At 58.3% G+C, this 24,531-nt stretch carries 22 protein-coding genes; 12 read left to right on the top strand and 10 right to left on the bottom strand.

The window, feature by feature from the left end; translation table 11 throughout:
* Nucleotides 1-64 precede the first annotated feature (64 nt).
* Entirely contained in the window at nucleotides 65-3,367 is a 3,303-nt protein-coding gene (locus BN874_RS22160) for a PocR ligand-binding domain-containing protein (RefSeq protein WP_230314324.1), read from the bottom strand.
* Nucleotides 3,351-7,064 carry an EAL domain-containing protein gene (locus BN874_RS22155; RefSeq protein ID WP_230314323.1) on the bottom strand — a complete coding sequence of 1,238 codons (3,714 nt, stop codon included), beginning with the start codon at nucleotides 7,062-7,064 and terminating at the stop codon, nucleotides 3,351-3,353. The genes BN874_RS22160 and BN874_RS22155 overlap by 17 nt, the downstream gene beginning before the upstream one ends.
* 140 nt (nucleotides 7,065-7,204) lie before the next feature.
* On the opposite strand from BN874_RS22155, the gene BN874_RS04360 reads away from it, so the two are divergent.
* Entirely contained in the window at nucleotides 7,205-7,726 is a 522-nt protein-coding gene (locus BN874_RS04360) for a lipocalin family protein (protein WP_034431077.1), read from the top strand.
* A 71-nt stretch (nucleotides 7,727-7,797) separates the two neighbouring features.
* Here the strand turns inward: BN874_RS04360 and BN874_RS04355 are convergent, their stop codons facing one another.
* On the bottom strand, nucleotides 7,798-8,202 hold the full coding sequence (locus BN874_RS04355) for a c-type cytochrome (RefSeq protein WP_195912096.1): 405 nt from the start codon (nucleotides 8,200-8,202) through the stop codon (nucleotides 7,798-7,800).
* 325 nt (nucleotides 8,203-8,527) lie between these two features.
* Between BN874_RS04355 and BN874_RS04350 the strand changes: the two genes are divergently transcribed.
* The 10 genes from BN874_RS04350 (at nucleotide 8,528) to BN874_RS04305 (ending at nucleotide 17,623) form a co-directional block, all read left to right on the top strand.
* A complete protein-coding gene (locus BN874_RS04350) occupies nucleotides 8,528-9,262 on the top strand; it encodes a Crp/Fnr family transcriptional regulator (protein ID WP_195912095.1) in 735 nt (244 codons plus the stop codon).
* A 110-nt stretch (nucleotides 9,263-9,372) separates the two neighbouring features.
* Nucleotides 9,373-10,542 (top strand): hydrogenase small subunit, encoded by a 1,170-nt coding sequence (locus tag BN874_RS04345; protein ID WP_081756129.1) that lies wholly within the window; start codon nucleotides 9,373-9,375, stop codon nucleotides 10,540-10,542.
* Between the two features lie 12 nt (nucleotides 10,543-10,554).
* On the top strand, nucleotides 10,555-11,562 hold the full coding sequence (gene hybA / locus BN874_RS04340; protein WP_320411448.1) for a hydrogenase 2 operon protein HybA: 1,008 nt from the start codon (nucleotides 10,555-10,557) through the stop codon (nucleotides 11,560-11,562).
* Nucleotides 11,559-12,743, top strand: coding sequence for a Ni/Fe-hydrogenase cytochrome b subunit (gene hybB / locus BN874_RS04335; RefSeq protein WP_034431076.1), 1,185 nt, complete (start codon nucleotides 11,559-11,561; stop codon nucleotides 12,741-12,743). The genes hybA and hybB overlap by 4 nt, the downstream gene beginning before the upstream one ends.
* Nucleotides 12,740-14,449 (top strand): nickel-dependent hydrogenase large subunit, encoded by a 1,710-nt coding sequence (locus BN874_RS04330; protein WP_034431075.1) that lies wholly within the window; start codon nucleotides 12,740-12,742, stop codon nucleotides 14,447-14,449. Before hybB ends, BN874_RS04330 begins: the two co-directional genes overlap by 4 nt.
* Nucleotides 14,449-14,949: a hydrogenase maturation protease gene (locus BN874_RS04325; RefSeq protein WP_034431074.1), complete on the top strand. Its 501-nt coding sequence runs from the start codon at nucleotides 14,449-14,451 to the stop codon at nucleotides 14,947-14,949. Before BN874_RS04330 ends, BN874_RS04325 begins: the two co-directional genes overlap by 1 nt.
* Before the next feature lie 3 nt (nucleotides 14,950-14,952).
* On the top strand, nucleotides 14,953-15,195 hold the full coding sequence (hypC, locus tag BN874_RS04320; protein WP_034431073.1) for a HypC/HybG/HupF family hydrogenase formation chaperone: 243 nt from the start codon (nucleotides 14,953-14,955) through the stop codon (nucleotides 15,193-15,195).
* Nucleotides 15,192-15,686: a [NiFe]-hydrogenase assembly chaperone HybE gene (hybE, locus tag BN874_RS04315; protein WP_051497402.1), complete on the top strand. Its 495-nt coding sequence runs from the start codon at nucleotides 15,192-15,194 to the stop codon at nucleotides 15,684-15,686. Before hypC ends, hybE begins: the two co-directional genes overlap by 4 nt.
* Nucleotides 15,687-16,805, top strand: coding sequence for a nickel-dependent hydrogenase large subunit (locus tag BN874_RS04310; RefSeq protein ID WP_034431071.1), 1,119 nt, complete (start codon nucleotides 15,687-15,689; stop codon nucleotides 16,803-16,805).
* Between the two features lie 614 nt (nucleotides 16,806-17,419).
* Entirely contained in the window at nucleotides 17,420-17,623 is a 204-nt protein-coding gene (locus BN874_RS04305; RefSeq protein WP_154724737.1) for a hypothetical protein, read from the top strand.
* A 79-nt stretch (nucleotides 17,624-17,702) separates the two neighbouring features.
* On the opposite strand, the gene BN874_RS04300 is transcribed toward BN874_RS04305, so the two are convergent.
* The 7 genes from BN874_RS04300 to BN874_RS04270 form a co-directional block, all read right to left on the bottom strand.
* Nucleotides 17,703-18,461 carry an SDR family oxidoreductase gene (locus BN874_RS04300; RefSeq protein ID WP_034431069.1) on the bottom strand — a complete coding sequence of 253 codons (759 nt, stop codon included), beginning with the start codon at nucleotides 18,459-18,461 and terminating at the stop codon, nucleotides 17,703-17,705.
* A gap of 34 nt (nucleotides 18,462-18,495) precedes the next feature.
* The gene (locus tag BN874_RS04295; RefSeq protein ID WP_034431068.1) at nucleotides 18,496-18,909 is read right to left on the bottom strand and encodes a secondary thiamine-phosphate synthase enzyme YjbQ; all 414 of its coding nucleotides are present in this window, start codon (nucleotides 18,907-18,909) and stop codon (nucleotides 18,496-18,498) included.
* The gene (locus BN874_RS04290; protein ID WP_034431067.1) at nucleotides 18,909-19,382 is read right to left on the bottom strand and encodes an NfeD family protein; all 474 of its coding nucleotides are present in this window, start codon (nucleotides 19,380-19,382) and stop codon (nucleotides 18,909-18,911) included. The genes BN874_RS04295 and BN874_RS04290 overlap by 1 nt, the downstream gene beginning before the upstream one ends.
* Complete coding sequence (locus BN874_RS04285) at nucleotides 19,379-20,308, bottom strand: SPFH domain-containing protein (protein WP_034431116.1); 930 nt, start codon at nucleotides 20,306-20,308, stop codon at nucleotides 19,379-19,381. The genes BN874_RS04290 and BN874_RS04285 overlap by 4 nt, the downstream gene beginning before the upstream one ends.
* A 23-nt stretch (nucleotides 20,309-20,331) precedes the next feature.
* A complete protein-coding gene (locus BN874_RS04280) occupies nucleotides 20,332-21,765 on the bottom strand; it encodes a hypothetical protein (protein ID WP_034431066.1) in 1,434 nt (477 codons plus the stop codon).
* A 17-nt stretch (nucleotides 21,766-21,782) separates the two neighbouring features.
* Nucleotides 21,783-22,352 carry a DUF1285 domain-containing protein gene (locus BN874_RS04275; RefSeq protein WP_034431065.1) on the bottom strand — a complete coding sequence of 190 codons (570 nt, stop codon included), beginning with the start codon at nucleotides 22,350-22,352 and terminating at the stop codon, nucleotides 21,783-21,785.
* A 152-nt stretch (nucleotides 22,353-22,504) separates the two neighbouring features.
* Complete coding sequence (locus BN874_RS04270; protein ID WP_051497400.1) at nucleotides 22,505-23,143, bottom strand: lytic transglycosylase domain-containing protein; 639 nt, start codon at nucleotides 23,141-23,143, stop codon at nucleotides 22,505-22,507.
* Between the two features lie 803 nt (nucleotides 23,144-23,946).
* On the opposite strand from BN874_RS04270, the gene BN874_RS04265 reads away from it, so the two are divergent.
* Nucleotides 23,947-24,513, top strand: a complete 567-nt coding sequence (locus BN874_RS04265) for a cob(I)yrinic acid a,c-diamide adenosyltransferase (protein WP_034431063.1) — start codon at nucleotides 23,947-23,949, stop codon at nucleotides 24,511-24,513.
* The last annotated feature ends 18 nt before the right edge of the window (nucleotides 24,514-24,531 follow it).

Below are 24,531 nucleotides of genomic sequence, written 5' to 3'. Positions count from 1 at the left end.
CCCCCTTGTGGGGGAGGGCTGGGGTGGGGGGGGTGAACGGTTTCTCAGGCAAGGCAATGGACCGCTACGCGCCCGCAATCATCACTCGGTTACGCCCGCTTTCCTTGGCCCGATACAGCGCCGCATCAGCCCGACCCAACAGGGCGGTCGCGTTGGTTTCCCATTGCCCGGCGACCGCGATTCCGATAGAGACGGTGATCGCCGGCAACTCGCTTCCCTGGTAGAGCAGCCGCAGTTGCATGATGGCTTGCCGCAGGCCATCCAGCCGGGTCCTGGCCTGGTCCGCTGTAGCACCGGGCAAGATCAGGGTCAGTTCCTCACCACCGTAGCGACAGGCGAGGTCGCCGGCGCGCAACGAACGCCACAGCAATTCGCCGACGGTTCGCAAGATGGCATCGCCCGCTTCGTGACCGTAGGTGTCGTTGAAACCCTTGAAATGATCCAGATCCAGCATCGCGACGGCCAGGGGTTCGCCGCTGCGCTGGCAGCGACGAAGTTCCCGGGGCAGGGTTTCATCCAGGTAGCGGCGATTGAACAGTCCGGTCAGCACGTCATGGATCGCCTGCTCGCGCAAGGCTTCCTGCAATTTGAGGTTGGACAGCGCCAGTTTGATCGAGCCGCTGACTTTCATCAGCAGGGGGCGCCATTCCTGGAGCGCGTCCCCGGCGAGTGCAGTAGCGGTGCTGACATGCAACAGGCCGAGATTTTCGCCCCGCACGGTCAGCGGTATACACCAGTAGGCGTACTGCGGCGGGGTGGCAAAGTGCTGACAATGCACACGGTGGGCGGGATCGGCTACTTCATACAGCTCCCCGCGCCGCAAGGCCCAACACTGGTGGGTCGGGAAGGTGGTGGGCAGGGCATCGGCATCGCCCCAGGTCGCGACCACTCGCAGCTCCGGCGCGGTGGCCTCACGCATCGCCAAACTACCGGCGCATCCGGCGAATAAGGTGCCTGCGCTGCTTGCAATCACCTCATAGGCTTCGGCGCGGGTTTCACACGAGAGCAGCAGATCGTTCATGCGGTTGAGGACGATCATCTGAGCGTCATGGCGCTTGACATCGGCCAGACTGACGCGCAGCGCTTCTTCTATCTGCTTGCGTTCAGTGATGTCTATGGTGTACCCGGCCAACAGGCTTCTACCGCCCAGAGCAAGCGGGAACTTGAGAGTGGTATAAGTGCGGCCATTCAAATGCTCATTCAATTCCAGGGTCTGACCGCTGGAAACGACGGCCCAATCGTCGGCGGTAATTTTTGCCGCAAATTCAGCAGGAAACAGGTCTTCCATGGTCTTGCCGACCAGTTCTGAACCCGGAATGCCGATCATCTCCTGAAAGTTTTCGCTGGCCTTCAGCACCCGACTTTCGGTGGCAGTTACCACCTTGATGTAGGTGAAAAGAGGCGAGTGCTGCAAAAACAAGGAGAGCAACTCATTGCTTTCCCGCAGTGCCGCTTCCGCCTGTTTGCGCTCGGTGATGTCCACCGCCAGGCTCAACAGCACCCGTTTATCCTGATGGATTCGGCCCAGCGGGGTGGTCTGGAACTCCCAAATCCGTTTCGAGCCGTCTTTGGCGGTGACGATCCACTCGCCATTGTTCATGGTGGCGTCGATCAGAAACAGCCGGTCGATATAGTCCTTCTCGGAACCAGTCCGTGCGCCATAGGCGCGCTCAGTCCAGTCGCCCAGCGTCGGCAGATCGGCGAGGGTGTAACCGGAGTAACGGGTCCAGCCTTTACTGAGTTGCAGGATCCGGTCGTCCTCGTCATGAATCATGATCGGAACCGGAATCTCCTCCATGGCCCGGCGGAACCGCGCTTCGCTGTCTTGCAGCGCGTTGAGCAAGTCATCCCGCTCGGCCACGCTCCGCGCCAGTTGCAGGTTGCTGTAGTTCACGGCTGAAAACAGGTGAGCGAACTGGGTGTAAAACGTCATCGCGGTGTTGACTTTTTCCCGGCTCCAGCGCGGTGCCCGATCCAGCGCCGCCAGGTATTCGGCTTCGTCAAAGCCGTAGTGTTGGGCCTGAGCGCGAAACTGCTCGCGGTTGGGCGGTTCATCGTCAAAGAAGAATTGCCCCAGAAACACATTGCCCAGATGCTGCCCGCCCACCATGATCGGGGTCGCAATATCGTACATCTGATTTTTGCAGCGATAGACCTTGAAGGTTCCCGGGGCCACGCCCCGCGACAGCGCGATGTCGCTTTCGACACAGTTCCGGCAGGTTTGCGGCTGAACCCGGTGAAACTGCACACAGATGTCCTGCCAGCCGGTGCCGACCAGCACCTGGCCCTTCAGATCGATGATTCCGATGCCGATGTGGGTGAGCTTGAAAAATTCATCCATGGTGGCCTGGATCGCCGGAATATCCAGCACATCGGCCAGTTCCAGCACCCCGAGGTCGCCATTGGGAGACAGGATGCTGTCCAGTTTCATCCGAACCCGGGTCTCACTCACCCGCAGTGCTTCCGCCACCTGCTGGCGCTCGCGATCCATGCGGTTCAGCTTGGCTCGCGTGGCGGATAACCACCCTAACACCGTATGTTCCAGCTCCGCTTTGATCGGAATCGCGGGTGATAAATCCCCATCGCCGATTTGGGCGATCTGGGCATAAACCGCGTCCACCGAACCGCCCAGGGTGCCGCGCAACGCGGTGTAAACCCGCCAGAGCATCAACAGCACCGCGATGCCGCATCCGATCAGCAGGAACCGGAAGGCAGTCGCACGGGTTTCAGCGGTATGGACCGCATCAAGCGTGCGCTGATCCATCAACCGATAGAACTCAGCGATGGGCTGCATGATGGTGGCTTTGGCCTGATGATAGCGGTCGCCATACAGCATCAGGCGCGCTTTGGCGCGGTCGGCCTCGGCCTCCGGGCCGGTGGACTGGGCCAGTTGCATCGCTTCGCGTTCGGTGGCCGTCAGTGCGTCGGAACTGGCTTTAGCGTCCGCCAGCTTTTGGAACTCCTGCTCGGTAAATCCGGTCTGCCGCATCAATTCCAGCAGTGCTATCGTCTGCGGGCTGGCGGGACGGGGCGGTTGACCGTCCGCCAGCACCAGATCCCAATAAATACTCTGGTACTCCTGCGGGCGAGGCTGCCTGCCCTCACGAATATCCAGAATGTCCTGATAATACTTTTGGTAGACCGGATTGCCGGTTACGACATAGCTTCGGGCCATTCGGGTCAGGTCATCTGAAGATTGGCGCAATTCATCGGCCAGCAGAAAGGACTGATGCCGTAAATCATGGGCGCGATCAATCTGCTTTTCCGAGTGGACGTAGAGGACAAAGGCGATAGCCAGCGCCACGAACAGCCCTGCCGTCAGCCAAAGATGGTGCGAAAATCGGGAAAGCCTATGCTGGGATGTCAAGGTCACGCTCTCCGTTTGCCATACCGATCCACGCACTGGGTGCGGTCCAAGCCGCGATCCAGGCCGGGAGCTGTTCGGGCGGCATCGGCCGGGCGATGCCATAGCCCTGGGCGAGATCACAGCCCAGCCGGATCAACAGGCTGCCATGGGCGTCAGTTTCCACCCCTTCGGCGATTACCTTGCGGCGGAAGGCCACCGACAGCCCGATCACGCCTTCTACAATCGCCCGTGCCTCGCTATCCACCAGCAGGTCGCGCACGAACGATTGGTCAATTTTCAGCAGATGCACCGCCAGATTTTTAAGGTAGGTCAGCGAGGAGTAACCGGTGCCGAAGTCGTCCAGAGCGAAGCGCACCCCCAGTTGCCGGCAGCTTTCGATCAAGTGGGAAATGATCGCCATATCTTCCAAAGCCACCGTTTCCAGAATTTCGAGTTCGAGTCCGTGCGCGGGCACGTCGGGATGAGCCGCCAGCGCCGCCTGCAACTCCGCGACGAAATCCGACTGCTGCAAGTGGCGGCTGGAGATGTTGATGCTCACCGGCAACCGCAACCCCTGCGCCGCCCAAATGGTCATCTGCCGCAGGGCTTCGTTCATCACCCATTGCCCGACGGCGATGGCGAGATCGCTGGCTTCCACCGCAGGCATGAATCGCGCCGGTGGCAGCAAGCCCTCGTCCGGGTGTTGCCAGCGAATCAGCGCTTCCGCGCCGATGACGGTGCCGTGGCGCATGTCTACCTGGGGTTGGTAATAAAGGCGGAGTTCGCCCGCGACCAGCCCTTGCTCAATCCGGTGCAGGCTGTCGCGGTAGTGGCGGGAGCGGCGGTCGTATTCGGCATCAAACCAGTGATAGCAGTTACCGCCGGCCTGCTTGGCGGCGTACATGGTCTGGTCGCTATGGCGTAGCAGAGTATCGGGGTCGGCGTGGTCATCGGGATACAAGCTCACCCCGAGGCTGGCGGTCAGCGGCAACAATTGGCCGGAGACGGTAAAGGGAACGCGCAGCGCCGTCACCACTCGATCCAGGGCGTGTTCGCATTCCTCCACGTCGGCTAAATCCCCCAGCAGTAGCACAAACTCATCGCCGCCCAGCCGCGCCACCGTATCGCCAGCGCGCACACTGGCTTTGAGGCGCTGGGCGACTTCCATCAGCACCTGATCACCGTGGCTATGGCCCCAGGTGTCGTTGATCGGTTTGAAATCGTCCAGATCGATGTAACACACTGCCAGCCGCTTCTGGTCGCGCTCGGTCTGAGCCATGGCTTGTTGCAAGCGGTCGGTCAGCAATACCCGGTTGGGCAACTGGGTCAGCGCATCGTGGTAGGCCAGATGTTCGATCCGATCTTCGGCCTGCTTGCGCTCAACCGCATCGATCAGCAAATCCGCCAGAACCTGCACTGCGGCTACATCGTCGCTGGTGTAGTCCTCCGGCTTGTTGCCGACGCCGATAATGGCGATTACTTGATCGTTGCGCAGAATCGGCACGGTCAGTTCCCGGATCACTGGAGCATGGCCTTCGGGCAGCCCTTTTTGATGCGGCAGGCTGGCGTAGTCGTTGTGGATGACCGGCTGGCGCTGTCGAATGCAGTCGGTCCAGACTCCGGCTTGGCTGATTGAATAGTGCAGACCCTTGCCCTCGGCCTTGCACATCGTATTCAGGGTATGGCTGGACCAGCTTTGGAGCGTCAGGGTTTCCTGATCCGGATCGACGAAATGGAAAAAGCCAATCTGGCTGCCGGTGAAGCGTTCCATAACGTCCAGCGCGGCTCGCAGAATGTCGTCCAGACTGCCGCTGCGGGCCTTTTCGGACAGGTGCATCCGCACTTTGAGCAGCGCCTCGGAGCGTTGCCGGCGGTGGATGTCGCGGATGAAGCTGAAGATGCGGTCGCCCGCAGGGTAGCGATAGTAGGCGGCATTGATCTCGGCCTGCCAGATTCGACCGCTTTTGGCCCGGTGCTGGGTTTGAAACAGGTCACTGCCTTGCTCGATAATCGTTTTGATGTGGGCGGCGACCTCCGCCGGATTCTCGCTGGCTTCCAGATCGGCCGCAGTCATCGTGCACAGTTCATCACGGCTGTAGCCTGACAGCCGCACATAAGCCTCATTCACTGCCAGCAGATGCCCTTGAGTGTCCAACATCCAGAATCCATCCGGGGAGGTTTCAATCACCGCCCGGTAGTGTTCTTCGCTGCGCCGCAGTGCTTTCTCCGTCTGTTTGCGCTCGGTGATGTCAATGTGGGAACCCAGCATCCGCAAGACTTTGCCTTGGGCGTCCTGGATCAGGGAGGCATGGGTTAGAATCCAGCGGTAGGAGCCATCCTTGTGGCGGAAACGGAGTTCCACGGTGTAGTTCGGCCACGGCTTCTCGATATAGGTCTGTACCGTCCGCAACGCACGATCCAGATCGTCGGGGTGAACCCGGCTTTGCCACTCCATAAAATTGTGGGCGATCTCATGATCCTGATAGCCGATTTGCCGTTTCCACTCTGCGGAGTAGAACACTTCATTGGTGCCCAAATCCCAATCCCATAATCCAACTTTGCCCGCTTCCGTGGCCATTTTCAGCCGTAATGTGCTGTCCTGGAGTTGTTGGTTGACTCCAAGCAATTCCCTGGTTTTTCGGGTCAGGACTTTGCGGAGGGTCTGGTTCCAGGCAAAAATGAGGATGATTAATCCGGCAATCCCATAGAGAGCCGTTTGCAACTGCCTATGGATGTTATGTTCTCGGTTGTGTTCCTGTCTAGCCGGATCAAAGATCAGTTCGTCAATAGCCATTGGTTTGGTAATAATTCCTATCGTTCGCATCAACTCATACATCCGACGCCAGCGATTCGGGTTAGTGTGACCGACATCAAGCAATGGATACAGGGTCAATGTCTTTACACCGTCAATCTGAAACCGGTTCAGCTCATGGAAAGTTCCGTGGGCTATTGTTTCAGTGCGCGGCAGGTCTTGGGAAATTTTATCCGCAATCTCAATCGGATGTTCCAGCGCATAGGCCCATCCTTTCAAGGTCGCTTGAACAAAGCGTTGAACCGCTTTAGGGTCGCGCTCAATCCAGCGGGCGTGAGTAAACAGGGAATCTCCATAAAAATCGATCCCGTAATTAATAGGACGCAGGGTGGTAACCGATATTCCCTGTTGCTGGAATGCATAGGGAGTAGAAATCCGATACCCGGGGATGACATCCACGCGATCTGTGACGAGATGATCGATACCCGGTTCGTGGGGATAGGGGGTGATTTGATTCGGATCGATGCCTTCGGCGCGCAGCATGGCCTGCAATTCGATATCAATCAGATCATTCTTGATTCGGGCCACCCGCAGCTTCAGCAAATCTACTGGAGCTTGAAGATGCGTGCCTTCCTTAGCATAAAATTCGGCGGCACTATTCTGAAAAATGGAGGCCAGTACCACTAACGGGATGCCTTGATCGCGGGCAATCAGAATATCCGCCGCGCCTACCCCGAAGTCGGCATTGCCATTAGCGACTTCCTGGGTCGCGCTGAGGATCGTCCCATCCGGTTTAATCGCCGACCGAATCTCGACCTCAAATCCCGCATCGGCGTAATAGCCCTGCCATTGCGCTGCATAGTAGCCGGCAAATTGAAATTGATGATCCCAGCGCAATTGCAGCGACACTTTTTCTGCGGCCACGGCATTGCCCATCAGGAAGATCGACATCAATAGAATGAGCATAATCCCCATAAAACCACCCGCCATTTTAATGATCACTGGCAGTAAGCAGGAGGTTTGCGTTAGACTGCTGGATGCTTTATACATAGTCAAACTTTCAACTCGGACAAGTACAAACCACTATCGGGAATCTCTGCGCATCCATGAAGAAACTACTGCTTTCCCTATTGATGATGCTGGGCGGTTGCGCGGTAGCGCCGCCCGCCGGGGTGATCCCCATTACCGGTTTTGAACTGGATCGCTATCTGGGCCAGTGGTACGAAATAGCCCGGCTGGATCATTCCTTTGAGCGCGGCTTGAGTCAGGTTAATGCTCATTATAGTCGGCGCGACGACGGCGGCGTGAAGGTATTGAACCGGGGCTACGACGACCGCGCCGGGGTCTGGAAAGAGGCCGAAGGTCGCGCTTATTTCACCGGGGAACCGACGGTGGGGTCGCTAAAAGTGTCGTTTTTCGGCCCATTTTACGGCGGTTATCACCTCATTGCGCTGGATCGGGAACAGTACTCCTACGCCATGATCAGCGGTCCCAGCCGGGATTATCTATGGATTCTGGCCCGAACCCGGCACTTGCCGCCGGCAGTGCTGGAGAACTTAGTGCAGCAGGCGAAAGCGCTGGGCTTTGCCACCGACGCGCTGATTCGGGTAAAGCAGGATGCCGCTTGACGGATAAACCGGGCGCTTTGCCCGACACGTATCTGGAACGGACAACGGGCAGGATGCCCGTTCCACCACCATCAATCCTTTAGCGTCGCCAGGAAGGCGATGACTTTGGCGCGCTCCTGAGTATTCGGCAGGCCGCTAATGGTCTTGGTGGTGCCGGGCAGGAACCGGCTGGGGGCAGTGAGATACTCGTCCAAATCGTGTTCGGTCCACACCCCGCCGGCTTTGGCCAGCGCGAGCGAGTAGCCATAACCTTTGGCCCCCCCTTTAGGTGCCCCCACAATCCCCCACAGACTGGGTGCAACCGGAGTAGAACCGCCTTTTTCCAGACTGTGGCAAACCACGCACTTCCCGGCGGGACTGTCCCAACCCGCCGGCTTGACCGCATAGCGTTCGTTGCCCGGCGTCGGTTGCGCCATCAGGGTAAACCCGTACCATGCCCCCCCTAAAACCAGTACGGTGATAACGATCATTGTCATCGGCTGAATTCTTTTCTCTCGCATGTCGCAATTCCCCACTGTTGTTTTATTCGCAGGACTTTCGCCAAGCCCCTTAAATTCGTCATACCCGCGAAAGCGGGTATCCAATTTTTTCAGTAGCTTACTGGATTCCCGCTTTCGCGGGAATGACAGAAAGCGAAAGTCCTGATTCGTTTGATCAGAATTTGAACTATATTTCAAGTCAATTGTAGTTCCGGTTTCAGAGATTGCTTTTCAAGCTCAGATCAGATCGCACTTGATCGCGATTAACCAAAAGACCGGGATGATTAGCAGCCAATATAAAACCACTAAAGGAGAGCGGACAATGGCAGAACAACGTAAAGGGACACTCGGTGCGAGTTGTTTAAGCTGCCCACTGCGCCAACGCAACGAGTGGAGTGTCTTGAACGAGGCCGAAACCCGATTGCTCGCCCGCAGTCGCAAGAGTCGGGACTATCGGGCCGGTGAATCAGTGTTCACGATGGGCGAGCCGAGTCACGGCCTCTACTGTGTGGTTTCGGGCACGGTCGCGATCCGCAAGAGCGACGCCGAAGGCAACGTGATTCCGATCCGGCTGGCGTATCCCGGCGATACTCTGGGCTATCGGGGTTTGCTGCTGGACGCCAAGCGTCGTTACAGTGCTGAAGCCCTCGGTCCCAGCCGTATCTGCTTCATTGATAAACCGGTGGTCAAGACCTTGCTCGACCGGAATCCGGCGTTGGGACAGCAATTTCTGCATCGGATCGCCAATGACCTGGACGCCGCCCACGATCACTTGATGCGGAACGCAACCCTGTCCAACCGCAGCAAATTTGTTCATCTGCTGCTGGCGCTGATGAATCGTCATGGCTGCACCGCCACCGACGGCAGCCGGTTCATGGAATTACCGCTGTCCCGGCGCGATCTCGCCTCCATGATTGGCACTCGCCACGAAACCCTGTCCCGAATCATCGGTCGGCTGGAAGAAGACGGCCTGGCCCGTTTTTCCGGGCGCACCGTCCATCTGACCCAGCCCCATTCGCTGGTTCAGGAAATCCAGCGCCCGTCGCGACTGGATTAAGCGGGCGGTACCGCCGATGAAAAAAATTCCAAAAGTTGACGATCATCAAACCGGATCGCCCGTGCCCTACTAGATTTCATGAATACTCAGTCCTTCAAGGGGGCGCGTTTATGGAACAGGTCGAAGATCACGCTATCGAGGTAGGCACGGTTCAGGACCTCGACGGTTATCAGGGGGCGCTGGGCGGACTCACCCGCCGCGAATTCCTGAGCTACTGCACCGGCGTTGCCGCCACTTTGGGCCTGTCCTCGATGATGGGCCTGCGCATTGCGGCTGCGGCTACCGCGCCCGCCCGACCGCCAGTCATCTGGTTGTCGGCGCAGGAATGCACTGGCTGCACCGAGTCGCTGCTGCGCGCCTACCATCCGACGCTGGAAACCCTGATCCTCGACATGATTTCCCTCGATTACCACGAGGCGTTGTGCGCGGGAGCCGGTCATCAGGCCGAGGCGTACCGCGCCCAATCGATGAAGGCCAACTGGGGCAAGTACATCCTGGTGGTAGACGGCTCGATTCCGACCAAAGACGGCGGGATCTACTGCATGGTGGCCGGTAGGCCAATTCTGGAAACCGTCCGCGAGGCGGCAGAAGGAGCCGCAGTGATTATCGGTATTGGCTCCTGCGCTTCCTGGGGCGGCATTCCCTCCAGCGATCCCAATCCGACCGGTGCCCAATCAGTTCATGCGGTATTACCCGGCAAGACGGTGGTCAACATTCCCGGTTGCCCGCCCAATCCCTACAACTTCCTGTCCACCGTTCTCTACCTGCTGACCTTCGGCAAGCCCCCGGAGCTGGACTCGAAGAACCGGCCGAGATTCGCCTATGGCCGACTGATCCACGAAAACTGCGAGCGGCGCCCACACTTCGACGCCGGCCGCTTCGCCCTGGAATTCGGCGATTTCGGCCACCGCCAGGGTTTCTGTCTCTACAAAATCGGCTGCAAGGGGCCGGAAACCTACGCCAACTGTCCCGCGATTGGCTTCGGTGATGTCGGTGAGGGTAACTGGCCGGTGGGTATCGGTCATCCCTGCTTTGGCTGCACCGAGGAAGGGGTCGGCTTTACCAAACCACTCCATGCCCTCTCCAGAGTGAAAACCTACGCGCCGCCGACCGCGTTCCCGGCGGTAGACGCAACCAAGGGCGAGGGCGTCACTCCAGCGGCGGTAGCAATTATCGCCGGCGCGGCCGGATTGGCGGTAGGCGCGGGGGCAATGGCTTTGCGCGGCATGGACGGCAAGGATGAGTCGGCGGCGGGTTCCAGCCACGATAGCGAGCGGTAAGAGGCGAATGCCATGAGCATAGATTTGAGCCGCAGAAACTTTTTGCGTGGCGCTGCCGCTGGTGCAGTCACTGCCGTCGCCGCGCCGGTTGCGGAAGCGACCCCGTTTGGTCCGCGTGAACCCAAGCAGTTGCCGCCCAAAGCGGTGGGGATGCTGTACGACTCAACCCTGTGCGTCGGTTGCAAAGCCTGCGTCAGCGCCTGCAAGCAGGCCAACGGGATGCCGGTCGAACAGCCGGCACATCTGGCCGCTTGGGGCGAGGGCACCTGGGACATGGCGGAGGACATTTCCGGTCATACCTTGAACGTGATCCGGGTCTACCAGAACGGCACCATGGAGCAAAAGGATCGCGAAAAGGACGGTTACGCTTTCGTCAAGCGCCATTGTCTGCACTGCGTCGATCCCTCCTGCATCTCGGTCTGTCCGGTGAGTGCAATGCGCAAGGACCCGGAAACCGGCATCGTCAGCCATAACCCGGACGCTTGCATCGGCTGTCGCTACTGCGTTTACGGCTGCCCGTTCAACGTGCCGCAATACCAGTTCGACGAGACCTTCGGCCAGATTGCCAAGTGCCAGTTCTGTAACCACTTGCAAAAGCAAGGCAAGCTGCCGGCCTGTTGCGACGTGTGCCCGACCGGAGCCTCGCTGTTTGGACTGGTGACCGATTTGCAAGCTGAAGCGGAACGGCGGCTGGCGGCCAAGCCGGGGGAGATGTACACCTTTGCCCGTGGCAAGCTGGGCGGCGACCGCCCCAGCCACGAAGCGCCACTGGGCGAATATCAGCCGCACCTCTACGGTGAAAAGGAATCCGGCGGTACTCAGGTGCGCTATTTGACCGGCGTACCGCACGAAAAGCTGGGTTTGCCCGCCTTGCCCGACCACTCGTTCGCCGCAGTGTCGGAGGGGATGCAGCACACCTTATATAAGGGAATGATCGCGCCGCTGGCACTGCTCGGTGGACTGGTGTTTCTGGCCCGACGCGGCGTCAAATCCCACCACGACGAGGATCCATCCTCATGAGCGCCCTTGCCCATCGGCCGCTTGGCGGTCGGATTCTGACCAAACCAGTTTTTATTCTCGGATTCTTCGTATTGCTCGGAGCGTACTTTATTGCGCGCCGGTTCATTTTTGGTCTCGGCGATGTCAGCCACATGAGCAACGGCTATCCGCTGGGGGTTTGGGTAGCGATAGATGTCGTGGTCGGCACCGCGTTCGGCTGTGGTGGTTATGCCATGGCGCTGCTGATCTATATTTTCAACCGCAATACTTATCACCCGCTGATGCGGCCAGCCCTGCTCGGTGGGGTGTTCGGCTACACCCTGGCCGGCCTGGCGGTGATGATTGACCTGGGGCGCTACTGGAACGCCTTCAACCTGCTGATGCCGTGGTATGCCCAGTTGAATTCGGTGATTTTCGAGGTGGCGCTGTGCGTGATGGCCTACACCACCGTGCTGTGGATCGAGTTCTGGCCGGTGTTTCTGGAGCGGATGCCACCCGCCTTCAAACAGCGGTTCAACCTGGAAAAATTTCAGGCTTTTTTGAAGCGCTACATGTTCGTCTTTATCGGTCTCGGCGTGCTACTGCCGACCATGCACCAATCATCGCTGGGTTCGGTGCTGCTGGTGATGGGTTCCAAGCTATCGCCACTGTGGTACACCGCTTGGCTGCCGCTGCTGTTCCTGATCTCGGCGCTGACCATGGGTTACAGCGTGGTGCTGCTGGAGTCTACCTTGGTCAGCCGGGCGTTCCGGTTGCCTTCCGAATCGGCATTGCTGACGCCACTCTCACGAATCGTCGCCGGGCTACTGGCGCTGTTCCTGCTAATCCGGTTCGGCGCGTTGTTGGCGGGCGGACACCTGAATCTGGTTTTCGCCGGGGATCGGTTGAGTAGTCTGTTCCTGATTGAAACCGCGCTGTTCCTCGCACCGCTGTTCATTCTCGCGTCACCTGGCGGCCGTGGCAGCCAGCGCTGGCGCTTTTTAGCCGCAGTTAGCTTGCTGGCGGGCGGTTCGCTGTACCGAATTAACGCTTACCTGATGGCAGTTGATCCCGGTAACGGTTGGGTCTATTTCCCCTCCGCCCCGGAGTTGATGATCACGGTCGGGGTGGTCTGCCTGGAAATCATGTTGTATCTGTTCTTTATCAAAACTCTGCCGATATTGCACGGCAGCGCCAATCAATCCCATGGGAGGCTGTTGTGACCCGAATCACTATTGACCCGATCACTCGCATCGAAGGCCATCTGCGGATTGATTGCGAAGTGGATAATGGCAAGGTGACTAAAGCATGGTCATCGGGGCAGATGTGGCGCGGCATCGAGACCATTCTCAAAGGCCGTGATCCGCGTGATGCCTGGCTGTTCGCCCAGCGCATCTGCGGAGTCTGCACTACGGTTCACGCCATTGTCTCGGTGCGCACGGTCGAAAATGCGCTGGGGTTGGAAGTGCCGCTGAACGCCCAGTACATCCGCAACATGATGATCACGGCGCACGGCATTCACGATCATATCGTGCATTTTTATCAACTGACCGCACTGGACTGGGTGGATATTGTCTCGGCGTTATCGGCCAGTCCCGAAGCCGCCGCCAAGCTGGGGGCCACGCTTTCGCCGGACTATCCGCATAACAGCTTGCCGGAAATCCGCAAGATTCAGGAAAAACTTAAAGCTTTTGTAGGGACCGGGCAATTGGGCGTATTCGCCAGCGGCTACTGGGGTCACCCGGCGATGAAGCTGCCGCCGGAAGTCAATCTGCTGGCCGCGACCCATTATTTACAGGCGTTGGAATATCAGCGCACCGCCAACCGGATTGTCGCCATTCTCGGCGGCAAGACCCCGCATATTCAGAATCTCGCAGTCGGCGGCGTCGCTAATCCGATTAACCCGGACAGCCAGTCCACCCTGACCCTGGAGCGGCTTTACGCGATTAAGACCGAGATCGATAAGCTCGGCGAATTCGTCAATGGCGCGCTGCTGCCTGATGTCGCGGCGGTCGGCGCGTTGTATGCAGACTGGACCGGGCACGGCGCCGGCATCACCGACTATCTGTCGGTGCCGGATTTGCCGCTGGATAGCAAGGGAACCCAATTTGCGCTGCCCGGCGGTTATATCGCCAAGGGCGATCTCTCCAGTTTCAAGCCGATCACCAGTTATCAGGACGGCTATTTCCGTGATGGGGTTAAGGAAAGCGTCAAACACGCCTGGTATGAATATCAGGGCGGCGACGGGGCGCGTCATCCCTACGACGGCCAGACCAACCCGCATCACACCGCGTTTCAGGACGACGGCAAATACTCCTGGGTCAAAGCGCCGACCTTTTACAACCAGCGGGTGCAGGTCGGGCCGCTGGCCAATGTGCTGGCGATGGTCGCCGCCGGTCACGAGCCGACTCAACGCCATTTGAAGCGGGTGTTGGACATTGCCAGCACCGTGGCTGGAACTCCCATTCCAGTCGCGGCGCTGCATTCAACCATCGGGCGGATTGCGGCGCGGGCGGTGCGCTGTGCAGTGCTGCTGGAATCGCTGCAAAATCAGTGGCAATTGTTGGTCAATAACATCGCCAAGGGCGATTTCGACACCTTCAACCGACCGGTTTTTCCCAAGGGCGAGAATCGCGGCTTCGGCTATCACGAAGCGCCACGCGGGGTGCTATCGCACTGGATCGTGATCGAAAACGGCAAGATCAAGAATTATCAGGCGGTGGTGCCGAGTACCTGGAATGCTGGGCCACGCGACGACGCCGATAGCATGGGGCCGTATGAAGCCTCGCTGGTGGATAATCCGGTCGCTAATCCCGAATTGCCGCTGGAGGTGCTGCGCACTGTGCATTCCTTTGATCCCTGTCTGGCTTGCGCGGTTCATCTGGTGGATGCTGACAATCAGCCCATCGTTCGGGTCAAGGCCTTTTGATGCGGGTCTTGGTGCTGGGTCTCGGCAATATTCTGCTCCGCGATGAGGGCGTTGGTGTTCGGGTGATTGAGGCATTGGCCGAGCGTTATGTCATTCCGGCAGAGGTCGAGATCGTGGACGGTGGGACTTCGGGGATGGATTTGCTGGATACCATCGCCGGCTGCGATCATTTGTTGATTTGCGATGCGGTGCGGGCGGATGCGCCACCAGGATCGGTGATCAAACTCTGTGATGCTCAAGTCCCGGCCCTGTTCCGTAACCGCTTCTCGCCCCACCAGCTCGGCGTAGCGGATGTGCTGGCAACGCTCATTCTTACCGACGAAACTCCGGTCTCGATCACCCTGATTGGCGTGGTGCCCAGTGATCTGGAATTGGGTCTTGATCTGTCGCCCGAAGTGGCGATTGCCGCCGAGCGTGCAGTGGAATGTCTGGCAGTAGAATTGCGCCGGCTGGGGTTCATCCTTGAGCCGCGTTCTGCCGTTTTAGCCGCAATGGTTTAGATCATGTGCATCGCGATTCCGGCCCAAGTGATCGAATTGCGCGAGACCAGCGCGGTGGTGGAACGCTACGGCGAGCGCTTGGAGGTCAGCCTGCTGCTGCTGGAGGAAGCGGTGGCACTGGGCGATTACCTGATCATTCAGGCACAGCGCTACGCAGTACGGAAAATTGACCCCGAAGAGGCGCTCGAAAGTTATCGTTTGTTTGATGAAATCATCGGCGCGACCGTGGCTGATGGAACCGCATGACTGAGATCGAATCCCGCATCGCGGAACTGGTAGCCCATTTTCGCCAGATCGGCGTGATACAGATGCAGGATTTACCGATCTACAACGCCGGCCTGGAGGTTGAAGCGGTTGGATTTCAAGCGGTTGGCAACCGTTGGATCGGGGTCTTAATCACGCCGTGGTTTATGAACGCGATCCTGCTGCCATCCGAAAAGACCGCACTGGATGCCAAGCTCATCGGCCAAAAAAGTCAGGAGGCGTTGCCTGCGGCGACTTGTGCCTTTATCAGCGGCGGGGATGAAACGGTCGGCGGTTATAAAAGCCTGTCGCTGTATTCACCGATGGCAGCTTTCACCTCCCAGGATCGCGCTCGCCACGAAGCGCAAGCCCGCCTGACCGCCTTGTTGACCCCGCCTGCTGAACTGCCGAAACCCGTGGCGCAAGAATCTCCACCACAAGAACCCGCGAATCTCAGCCGTCGCGCCTTCTTGCGCGGTCGCAGGAACGCTTGATTGCCGACCATCAACGGTGGTGAAGGCCGGTTACAGATTCGGGTTACGGTAGAAAATGGCGTGATCGTGAATGTCACGCTGACTTCAACCCGTCCGCTGAATGCCTGTTCCGTCCTGGTCGGTCGCCGCCTCGGCGACGCCATTACGCTGTTGCCCCGGCTGTTTAGCTTGTGCAGTACCGCTCAGGCGGTGGCTGGACTCATCGCTGCCGAAACCGCACTCGGTTTCACCCCGGCACCCGCTCAAGTAGCCGCTCGTCGCCTGCTGGTTGCCGCCGAAGCTCTTGATCAGACGGTTTGGCGCATTCTGCTGGATTGGCCGCGCTGCGTTGGCGCTGTCTCCGTCCTGGACCCTTTGAAACAGTTGCGACGGGTTTTGGCATCGCTGCGACCGCTACTGTTTCCCGATCCGGCCTGGAATCGCATCGGCGGCGCAGAGTTGACGCCAAACCACGCTGAACTCGCTGCGGCGCTGGACGCCATCGAAAGTGGTGTTAACGAGGCGGTACTTGGCGACGGGCAGTGGGTGGATCGACGGAGTTTCGATCATTGGCTGCGTACCGCTACGACTCCCGCTGCGGTGACACTGCGCTTCGTGGATGACATCAAACTGTCCAATTTTGGCCGCTGTGCCGTGATGCCGTTGTCTGAATTCGACGCAAACACTATCGGCGAAACCGGTGCTTTAGCCCGACGGTGGCGACATCCGCTGATTACCGCGCTGCGAGCCGATTACGGTAACGGATTGCTTACCCGGTTGACTGCACGGGTGATCGAAAGCAGCGCTCTGATTGCAGAATTGCGCAATCAGGCACTTGCGCTGAGTGCCGATTCTGGAATACCGCTCGCAGAGACGGCCAGCAGGATGGGTATGGGTTTGGGCATAGTGGAATGTGCGCGGGGGAGGCTGATTCATCGGCTGGTGGTAGCGGAGGGCCGAGTGTGTGATTACCACGTCCTGGCGCCCACCGAATGGAATTTTCATCCGCAAGGTTCGTTGGTGTGTGGTTTGACCGGCGCACCGGTTCCAGTGGGAACAACGCTCCATCAAGCTATTGAACTCCTCATCACCGCACTGGATCCCTGCGTCGGCTTTGAACTCGCCATCGAGGCGCGTTGACACCGTATCAGACCAACCGCCTATCTTTCCCCCTGCTCCAAGTTTCAATGCTGCGCCTGTTGGTCCGAGTCAATACCTTCTCCATGCGCTTGTTCCTGTGATCGTTAGCTATCGGGTAAACCCTGATGACAGCACGGCGAACCTTAACAGGACTTTCGCTAAACTCGTAAATTCGTCATACCCGCGAAAGCGGGTATCCAAGTTTTTCAGCGGTTGACTGGATTCCCGCCTACGCGGGAATGACGGAAAGCGAAAGTCCTGCTTAATAAAAAACGCAATAAATTTTGCAGTGCAGCATTTTTTAGGTATACTGAAATAAGCAGGTTATGCAAGAGCGGAAGCGCAGAAAATCAGAGGGTTACAAAAGGAGTCATGGCTTCCGTGAGCAGGGATGAAAAGGATCGTCAAGGGACTATCCAAAGCGCACGTCGCGCCATCAATGACGCATCAAAGGCTGGATCGACCTTGGTTTGGTGTTTCGATCCCGGATGGAAACTGCTCCTCGTCGATCGGTAAGCCCTCCGCAACCGGGTTGTTGCTGACATTTAATGATCCTTGGAGGACGCAAGCACTGTTCGCCCAATAAATGGAGGATGGGTGCTGCGGAAACTGCTATGAAAGAATTTTTCAAGATAGTTGCATGTGCACTGCTGGTGGTGGCGCTATCGCCGGTGATAGGTTTTTGGGTGGTGGCGCTGGTGGGTGCGGCAGTGTTCCTATTGCCGGTGGGCATCGCATTTTCGACGACGTTTCCCAACACATGGAAACATATCGAAGACAACCTGTTCGCAAGAACATCATCCCTGTCGGTGTCTTAGTGCCTTCCTTAACGATTGGTTTTCCAATAAAAAAAGCCCGGAGAACCGGGCTTTTTTATTCGTGGCCGGCCTAACAGCTTCAGCCGTCACGGCTGATGGCAAACGGCGCGAACGCCTGACCCACCGGCATTACTTCGATGCGATTGATGTTGATATGAGCCGGACAGGTCGCCGCCCAATACACAATGTCGGCGATATCTTCTGGCCGCAATGGCTGGGTTCCCTGGTAGGTTTGGTCGGCTTTGTCACGGTCACCCTTGAAGCGCACCAGTGAAAATTCGCTTTCCGCCAGCCCTGGCTCGACATTGGTAACCCGCACCCGCGTTCCCAGCAAATCGGCGCGCAGATTGAGCGAGAATTGCTTCACGAAGGCCTTGGTCGCGCCGTAGACGTTGCCACCGGGATAGGGGTAGCTGCCGGCCACCGAGCCAATGTTGATAATGTGTCCCCGCTGACGAGCGACCATGCCGGGCAGGATCGCCCGAGTGCAGTACAGCAGGCCCTTGATATTGGTATCAATCATCCGCTGCCAATCTTCCATGTCGCAACGCTGGGCCGGTTCCAGACCCAGCGCCAGTCCGGCATTGTTGACCAGCAAATCCACTTCGGCAAACTCAATCGGCAAAGCGGCAATGGCCGCGTTGACCGCAGTCTCGTCGCGCACGTCGAGCGGGAAGGCATGAACCGGCACCGTCGCCGCCAGTTCAGTGCGCAGGGCGTCCAACCGATCCTGACGCCGCCCGCAGAGGATCAGGGTCCAGCCGTGGGCGGCGAAGCGGCGGGCGCAAGCCGCGCCAAATCCAGAGGTAGCACCGGTGATCAAGGCAATTTGGGACATGGTGATTCTCATGGGTTGATGGCGGTGAGGGCGCTTAACCGGCAGTGTCCGCCAGCACGGTGCAGACCACCCGGCGATCCCGGCGCGGGCCGTCGAACTCGCAGAAAAAGATATTCTGCCAGCGGGACAAGCCCAGTTCTCCATCCACAATAGGGATGGTCTCCGATGGTCCCACCAGACCAGCCTTGAGGTGAGCGTCACCATTGCCATCCTGCTGGTCGTGCAACCAGACCCCACGCGGAATCAGCTTGCGCAACAGGTCAATCACATCGGTTTGCACGCTCTCATCCCAGTTTTCCTGAATCATGATCGCTGCGGTCGCGCCTTGGGCGTAGATCGTTGCCAGTCCCTGTTGCACTGCGCTGGTCTTGACGACAGCGGCTACCTGCGCAGTAATGTCGAGCAGTTCTTCCCGGTGCTGGCTGGTCAAATGAAGTATCTCGCGCATCAGTCGTCTCCCTCCTTGACAGCCCTTTCAACCGCGCCTTTCAGCATCACCCCGTCTACCCCGACGATTCGCAGCCGGGTTCCCGCCGGACAATCCTGCTCTACCACCACTTTCCAGGTGCTGTCATCGACCCGGATTTTGCCGTGACCATTGACCGCTGGTGTGTCCAGGGTGAACACCCGCCCGACGTACTGATGGCCGCGCCGGTTGAGCAGTGGATCAGCACTCTGAGTCGGGTGTCGCCGCAACCGCCGCCGCCAGGCGACGATGGAACCCACCGACAGCAGCGCGAACAGCATGATCTGATAGCTCCAGTCCATATTCGGCAATACGGTGAGTACTAACCCGATCAGGAGCGCGGCGACCCCCATCCACAGAAAGAAGAAGCCGGGAGAGATGGCCTCGATAGCCATGAGGACTACTCCCGCCAGCATCCAGTTCCAAGAGGTTGGCTCCAGTAACCATGCGCTCACGAGCGCGCACCGGCTTTGCTTATCGCTTCCTGCGTCAATTCAGCCACCCCGGCCAGGGTGCCTATCAGCCCCGAAGTATCCAGCGGCATCAGCAATACCCGCTGGTTTGGCGCTGCCGCCAGCTTGGTAATCGCCTCAACGTATTTCAGCGCTACAAAATAGTTGACCGCCTGCACACTGCCCTTGCCAATGGCCTCCGACAGCATCAAGGTGGCGCGAGCTTCGGCCTGAGCCAACCGCTCACGGGCTTCGGCATCGCGGGACGCCGATTCTTTACGGCCTTCCGCTTCCAGAATCGCCGCCTGCTTCTGACCTTCAGCGGCCAGAATCGCCGCCTGCCGCTCACCCTCGGCAACCAGAATTGCCGCCCGTTTGTCGCGTTCCGCCTTCATCTGTCGCCCCATGGAATCCACCAAATCCTTGGGCGGGGTGATGTCCTTAATCTCAATCCGGATCACTTTCACCCCCCACGGCGTCGTCGCTTCATCCACGACCATCAGCAGCCGGGTGTTGATCTCGTCGCGCTTGGACAGCAGTTCATCCAGGTCCATCGATCCCATCACGGTGCGCAGATTGGTCATGGTCAGTTGGAGAATGGCCAATTCCAGTTGATTGACCTCGTAGGCCGCCTTAGCCGAGTCCAGCACTTGGTAAAACACTACGCCATCGACCCGAACGATGGCATTGTCCTTGGTGATGATTTCCTGTGAGGGTACGTCCAGCACCGTTTCCATCATATTGATCTTGCGCCCGATGCGATCAATCACCGGGACGATGAAGTTCAGTCCCGGCGTCAGGGTCTGGGTGTAGCGGCCAAAGCGCTCGACCGTGTATTCCATGCCCTGCGACACCGATTTAACTCCCAGAAAAATCAGGATCACGGCGAAAATCGCCAGAGTGACTACGAAAGCGGGAAAACCTTCCAACATGACTCGACTCCTTTATAGGGTTATCCATCCAGAACGACGCCCGATCGGGCGTCCAGCGTGACGGTCAACGGCTGATCGGTCTCGGTCCAGGCCACCACCTGCCAACGCGGCGCGCCGTCTTCATCGCAATACAGCGAAGCAGATTCTAGCGCATGGCGCCCAGCCCCCGCGTGTTGATCCAGTGCGGTCAAGGCAGTGGGTAATACGCGATCCAGATCGTGCAGCCAAGGGCCGAGTCGTAACGGCGCCAGCGGCGAATCTACGGTCAGTTCAGCCCACACGGCTTCATCGCTCGCCTGCTCGAACTGCCGCTCCATGGCGGTCACTGCCAGCGTAGCGGCTTCCAAGTCGAGCATAATATCGAAACCACGCACTCGGCGAATCCGGCGCCGGCTGTGGTCAGCATAGCCAAGAAAGGTATAGCGGAACTCCAGCATCTGCGCCATTCCAGCGGCGTCGCGGTCCAGTTCGACCACCACCGATTCCAGCGCGGCCTGCGGATCGATGTGCTGGGCCAGCAGTCGGACGTGTTCATAGCCAGCGCGTACTGTCCCGATGAGGGTTTGCGCCGGGAGTGACTGGCGGGCGACCAGAATGTCGGGAGCAGCGCCCGTAAAGGCTTCAACATCGAGGTCATGCTCGGCCAGCAGGCGGCGGGCGTAGCGGTCGGCAGCCCGCAAGTGCAGGCTGGCCAGCGGCCAGGCTTGACGCCAAACGCCCGCTATCGCGCCCTCAACACTCAACCGGGCCGCGCCCGTATTCGGGTCTAGCCGCAGCCAACCCTGCACGATCAGCGCCTCAATTTCCCGGGCGTAACTATCAGCCAGCAAAACGGCAGGATCGCAAGCAGCCCGCTCGACCTTAGCCAAGCTTACGGGCCGCGCCAAGGCCGCGATCAGATCACGGTGCAGGACGTACAGCGCGCGGGGTTCCCAGACATCCTTAAGTTGCAAGCGGGCCAGATAATCCGGCGCCGGCAAGCTATAGGGCAGGTTCAGATTGTTGGTGGACAGCACCCGACCGTCACTGAATTCGGTAGCGAATTCGACGTAGTTCTGCGCCGGGCGAGCGTTGGCGACGTACTCGATATGTGCGGCTACGGCGCCGATCCCCTGCTCCGGCTGACCCAACAATCGCAACCATAGCACTGCATTCTGGATCAGGCCGTCGCAACGAAAATCACCGTAGTGAACAAAGCCGTCGGCGGCCAAGGCTTCAGCCGTGCTGGTGAGTTCAATCCAGGCCGCGTCGGGTAGATCGGTTTCCTGAATGGGGACAAAGCGCGGTCGTAGCGGCTGGCGAATTCGCAGCAGAACCAGCGGAACGCCAATCAGCAATTGCAACAGCAAAGCGAGCGGGGCGATCAACCATTTCAGCAGGCGAACCACTAAAACCAGTGTATAGGACGGTAGCAGCACGATCACGCGCAGCAGAGACAGCAATGAGCGGCGCACCGGCGGCCCTCGCGGTATCAGTCGTCCAGCCGACCGAGGCTGAAAAACTGGCCTTGACTCCACACCCCGTAGTCGCGGCCCTGATCGGAAGGACGTTCCTCGCCGAGTTCAGCCAGTTCCAGAAATACTGCCCGGGTGAGCAGGGCGCGCAGCCGACCGCGCACCTGAAGATAGGGAGCCGGTTCGCCGCCGGGGGTCTGGTATTCCACGCTCAGCGGATGATCGGAGCCGGCAGCAATCATGTCGCCGACGTTGGTGGTGAAGCTCAGAATTTGTTCGCGCCCGGTGCCGGTCACGTCGAGCCGTACTGCTCGAAAGGGCGCGTCATCCACGCGGATGCGCCATTTCTCCACTGGGGTGATCAGATAATGATGGCTGTCTTCATCACAGCGCAGAATGGAAGCGAACAGCCGGATCAGTGCCTCGCGCTGGATCAGCGTGCCCTCATGGTACCAGGCACCGTCGCGGGTGATACGCAGATCCATGTCACCGCTGAGCGATGGATTCCAGCGCTCAACCGGTGGCAATGCCGGTGTGGCAGGGAGTGTGGCGGCTAAGGTGGCCGGATCAGGTCGGGAAGGAGGCATGGTTTGGCATCGGGTAGTCGAAGGCATCCATATTATAGGAATGCGGAACGACTGCGATAAAGAACCTGCCTTGGGGTGCCAATGTCGAGAGGGTCACTGCGTCGATGGGAAAAAGTGCCGCCCGGACGGGTTGGCGCGGGCGGTGTTGCGCGTCAACCTTCGGTCGTGGTGCGCCGCAGATCCTGATAGATTCGGATGACTCGATCAGGGAAAGATGAGCGCGATCCCAGACTGCCGTTATAGCTGAGAAGTGCCCGCCGCAGGTTGCCGGAATGGGTATCCAGGTACTTCACCAGAATCAGGGAGCCGGTGTGGATATTCTTGGCCGGATCAAACAGGGCATGAGCGCCGCCGATGTTCTGCATTTTTTTGGGGTGGGCACCGGGCATCACCTGCATCAGACCGCGAGCGCCTTCCCGGCTGACGGCGCGCTCCTTGAAGGTAGATTCGACGGCGATAATGGCGAGGATCAGCTCCGGGTCAACTTGGTAAGTCCTGCCGTTGAGGATGGCTTCAGCGACAATCCGCCGCGCCTTGGCGTCAGATATCTGATATTTGCGTTGGATGTGCCTGGAAAGACGGGTGATTTGCCGCTGGTCGGTGGATTGCGCCGCAGCGGAATGAGTGGTGGAGTCGGCCGTTATGGCCAAGGTGGCCTGAACTGCTTCTTCGTCGCCAGCGGCCTTCAGCGATTGCGCCAGCACCGACGCCGGCATCAACATGACCGCACACAGCAGACTCGACTTCAGGGTCAGAGCAAGCCTTCCTTTGACACATTCGGTAAATTCCATGAGACCTCCATCTTTGATCAGTACGCACTGATAGTGCTTGATGGACTCATCCTGAATCGGCGAGGGACTTTTCCTGGTCCGGATCGGATCACTCCAATCCCCTACGAGTCCGACCTAAGCAACTCCGGATACAGGCCTGCCAGCCTGGCTACCGGTGCCGCCTGACGTTCCCAGGGCAGTGTTTACAACATGACTGGCCTATGGCAGGAACTTATTGCAATACAGCATTGCGGCGCTATGAAAGCACGGAGGAAATTTGTTTTGCAAGTCTTTATTTGTGAAATAAATATTTTTTCATTTTGGATAAAATGGTTTTTAATCAGTGATTATTTATAAATTTTATGTTTATAAACATATAGTTAAGTTAAATTTTGTTTTTTGGATAAAAAATAAAATTGTTGTTTATTAACAATAGGTTAAAAAATTTTTCACGATGAGGCAAATCAGGGCGATTTTCGACGAGTCAAGGGTCTGCAAGAAAATACGGGGGATTTTTGCAAACCAAGGAGAGAAATTTTAATAAATATGATATTTTTCAATAAGTTAAATTGGTATTTTTCTTGCTTGTCTTGTATAATTAATTTATTTAATAACTCGTTGAAAATATTTGCTTTTTTATAAAAGCATCGGCATGACCAATCCGAGGTCAGCAATAACCCAGCACCCGAACCGGTAGCGGGGTGGCACCGGGGGTGAATTTCCGGTGGCTGCGATAGAAAATCCGAGCGGATTCGGGGCTAGGGTTTCCGGCATGAGGCGGGACTTGGTATGGTGAACAACCGACCACGATGAGGAATGAAACGATGGGCAACCGACTTTCCAAAATTTACACCCGCACCGGTGACGAAGGTACGACTGGGCTGGGCAACGGCGAACGGGTTAGCAAGGATTGTTTGCGGATTGAAGCGATTGGTGCGGTGGATGAGTTGAACTGTACGATTGGCCGGGTGCTGGTGCATGACTTGCGTATGGAAATTCGTGACTGTTTACAAGAAGTGCAGCACAAGCTGTTTGATCTGGGTGGAGAACTGAGCATCCCTGGTTACCAGGCAGTCAAGGAGCAGGATGTGACCCGACTGGAAGCCTTGCTGAATGAGTTCAACGTGCAATTACCGCCGCTCAAGGAGTTTATTCTGCCGGGCGGCGGGCGGGCGGCGGCTGATTGCCACATGGCGCGGGCGACTTGCCGCCGCGCCGAGCGACGAGTGGTGTCACTGGCGCGGGAGGAAGAGGTCGGTGAATCGGTGCGGGTTTATCTGAACCGGCTGTCAGACCTGCTCTTCGTACTGTGCCGGATTCTGGCCCGCGATGATGGCGGGGTCGAGGTGCTATGGCGTAATCCAAACCGCACCGAACAGCCGACGGGTTGAGCTTAGGGCTGAGTAACA

This window comes from Candidatus Contendobacter odensis Run_B_J11 (genome assembly GCF_000531125.1).
GTDB lineage: Bacteria > Pseudomonadota > Gammaproteobacteria > Competibacterales > Competibacteraceae > Contendibacter > Contendibacter odensensis.
Note: the sequence above shows the minus strand (reverse complement) of the source record. Positions and strands in the feature narration are given on the sequence as shown.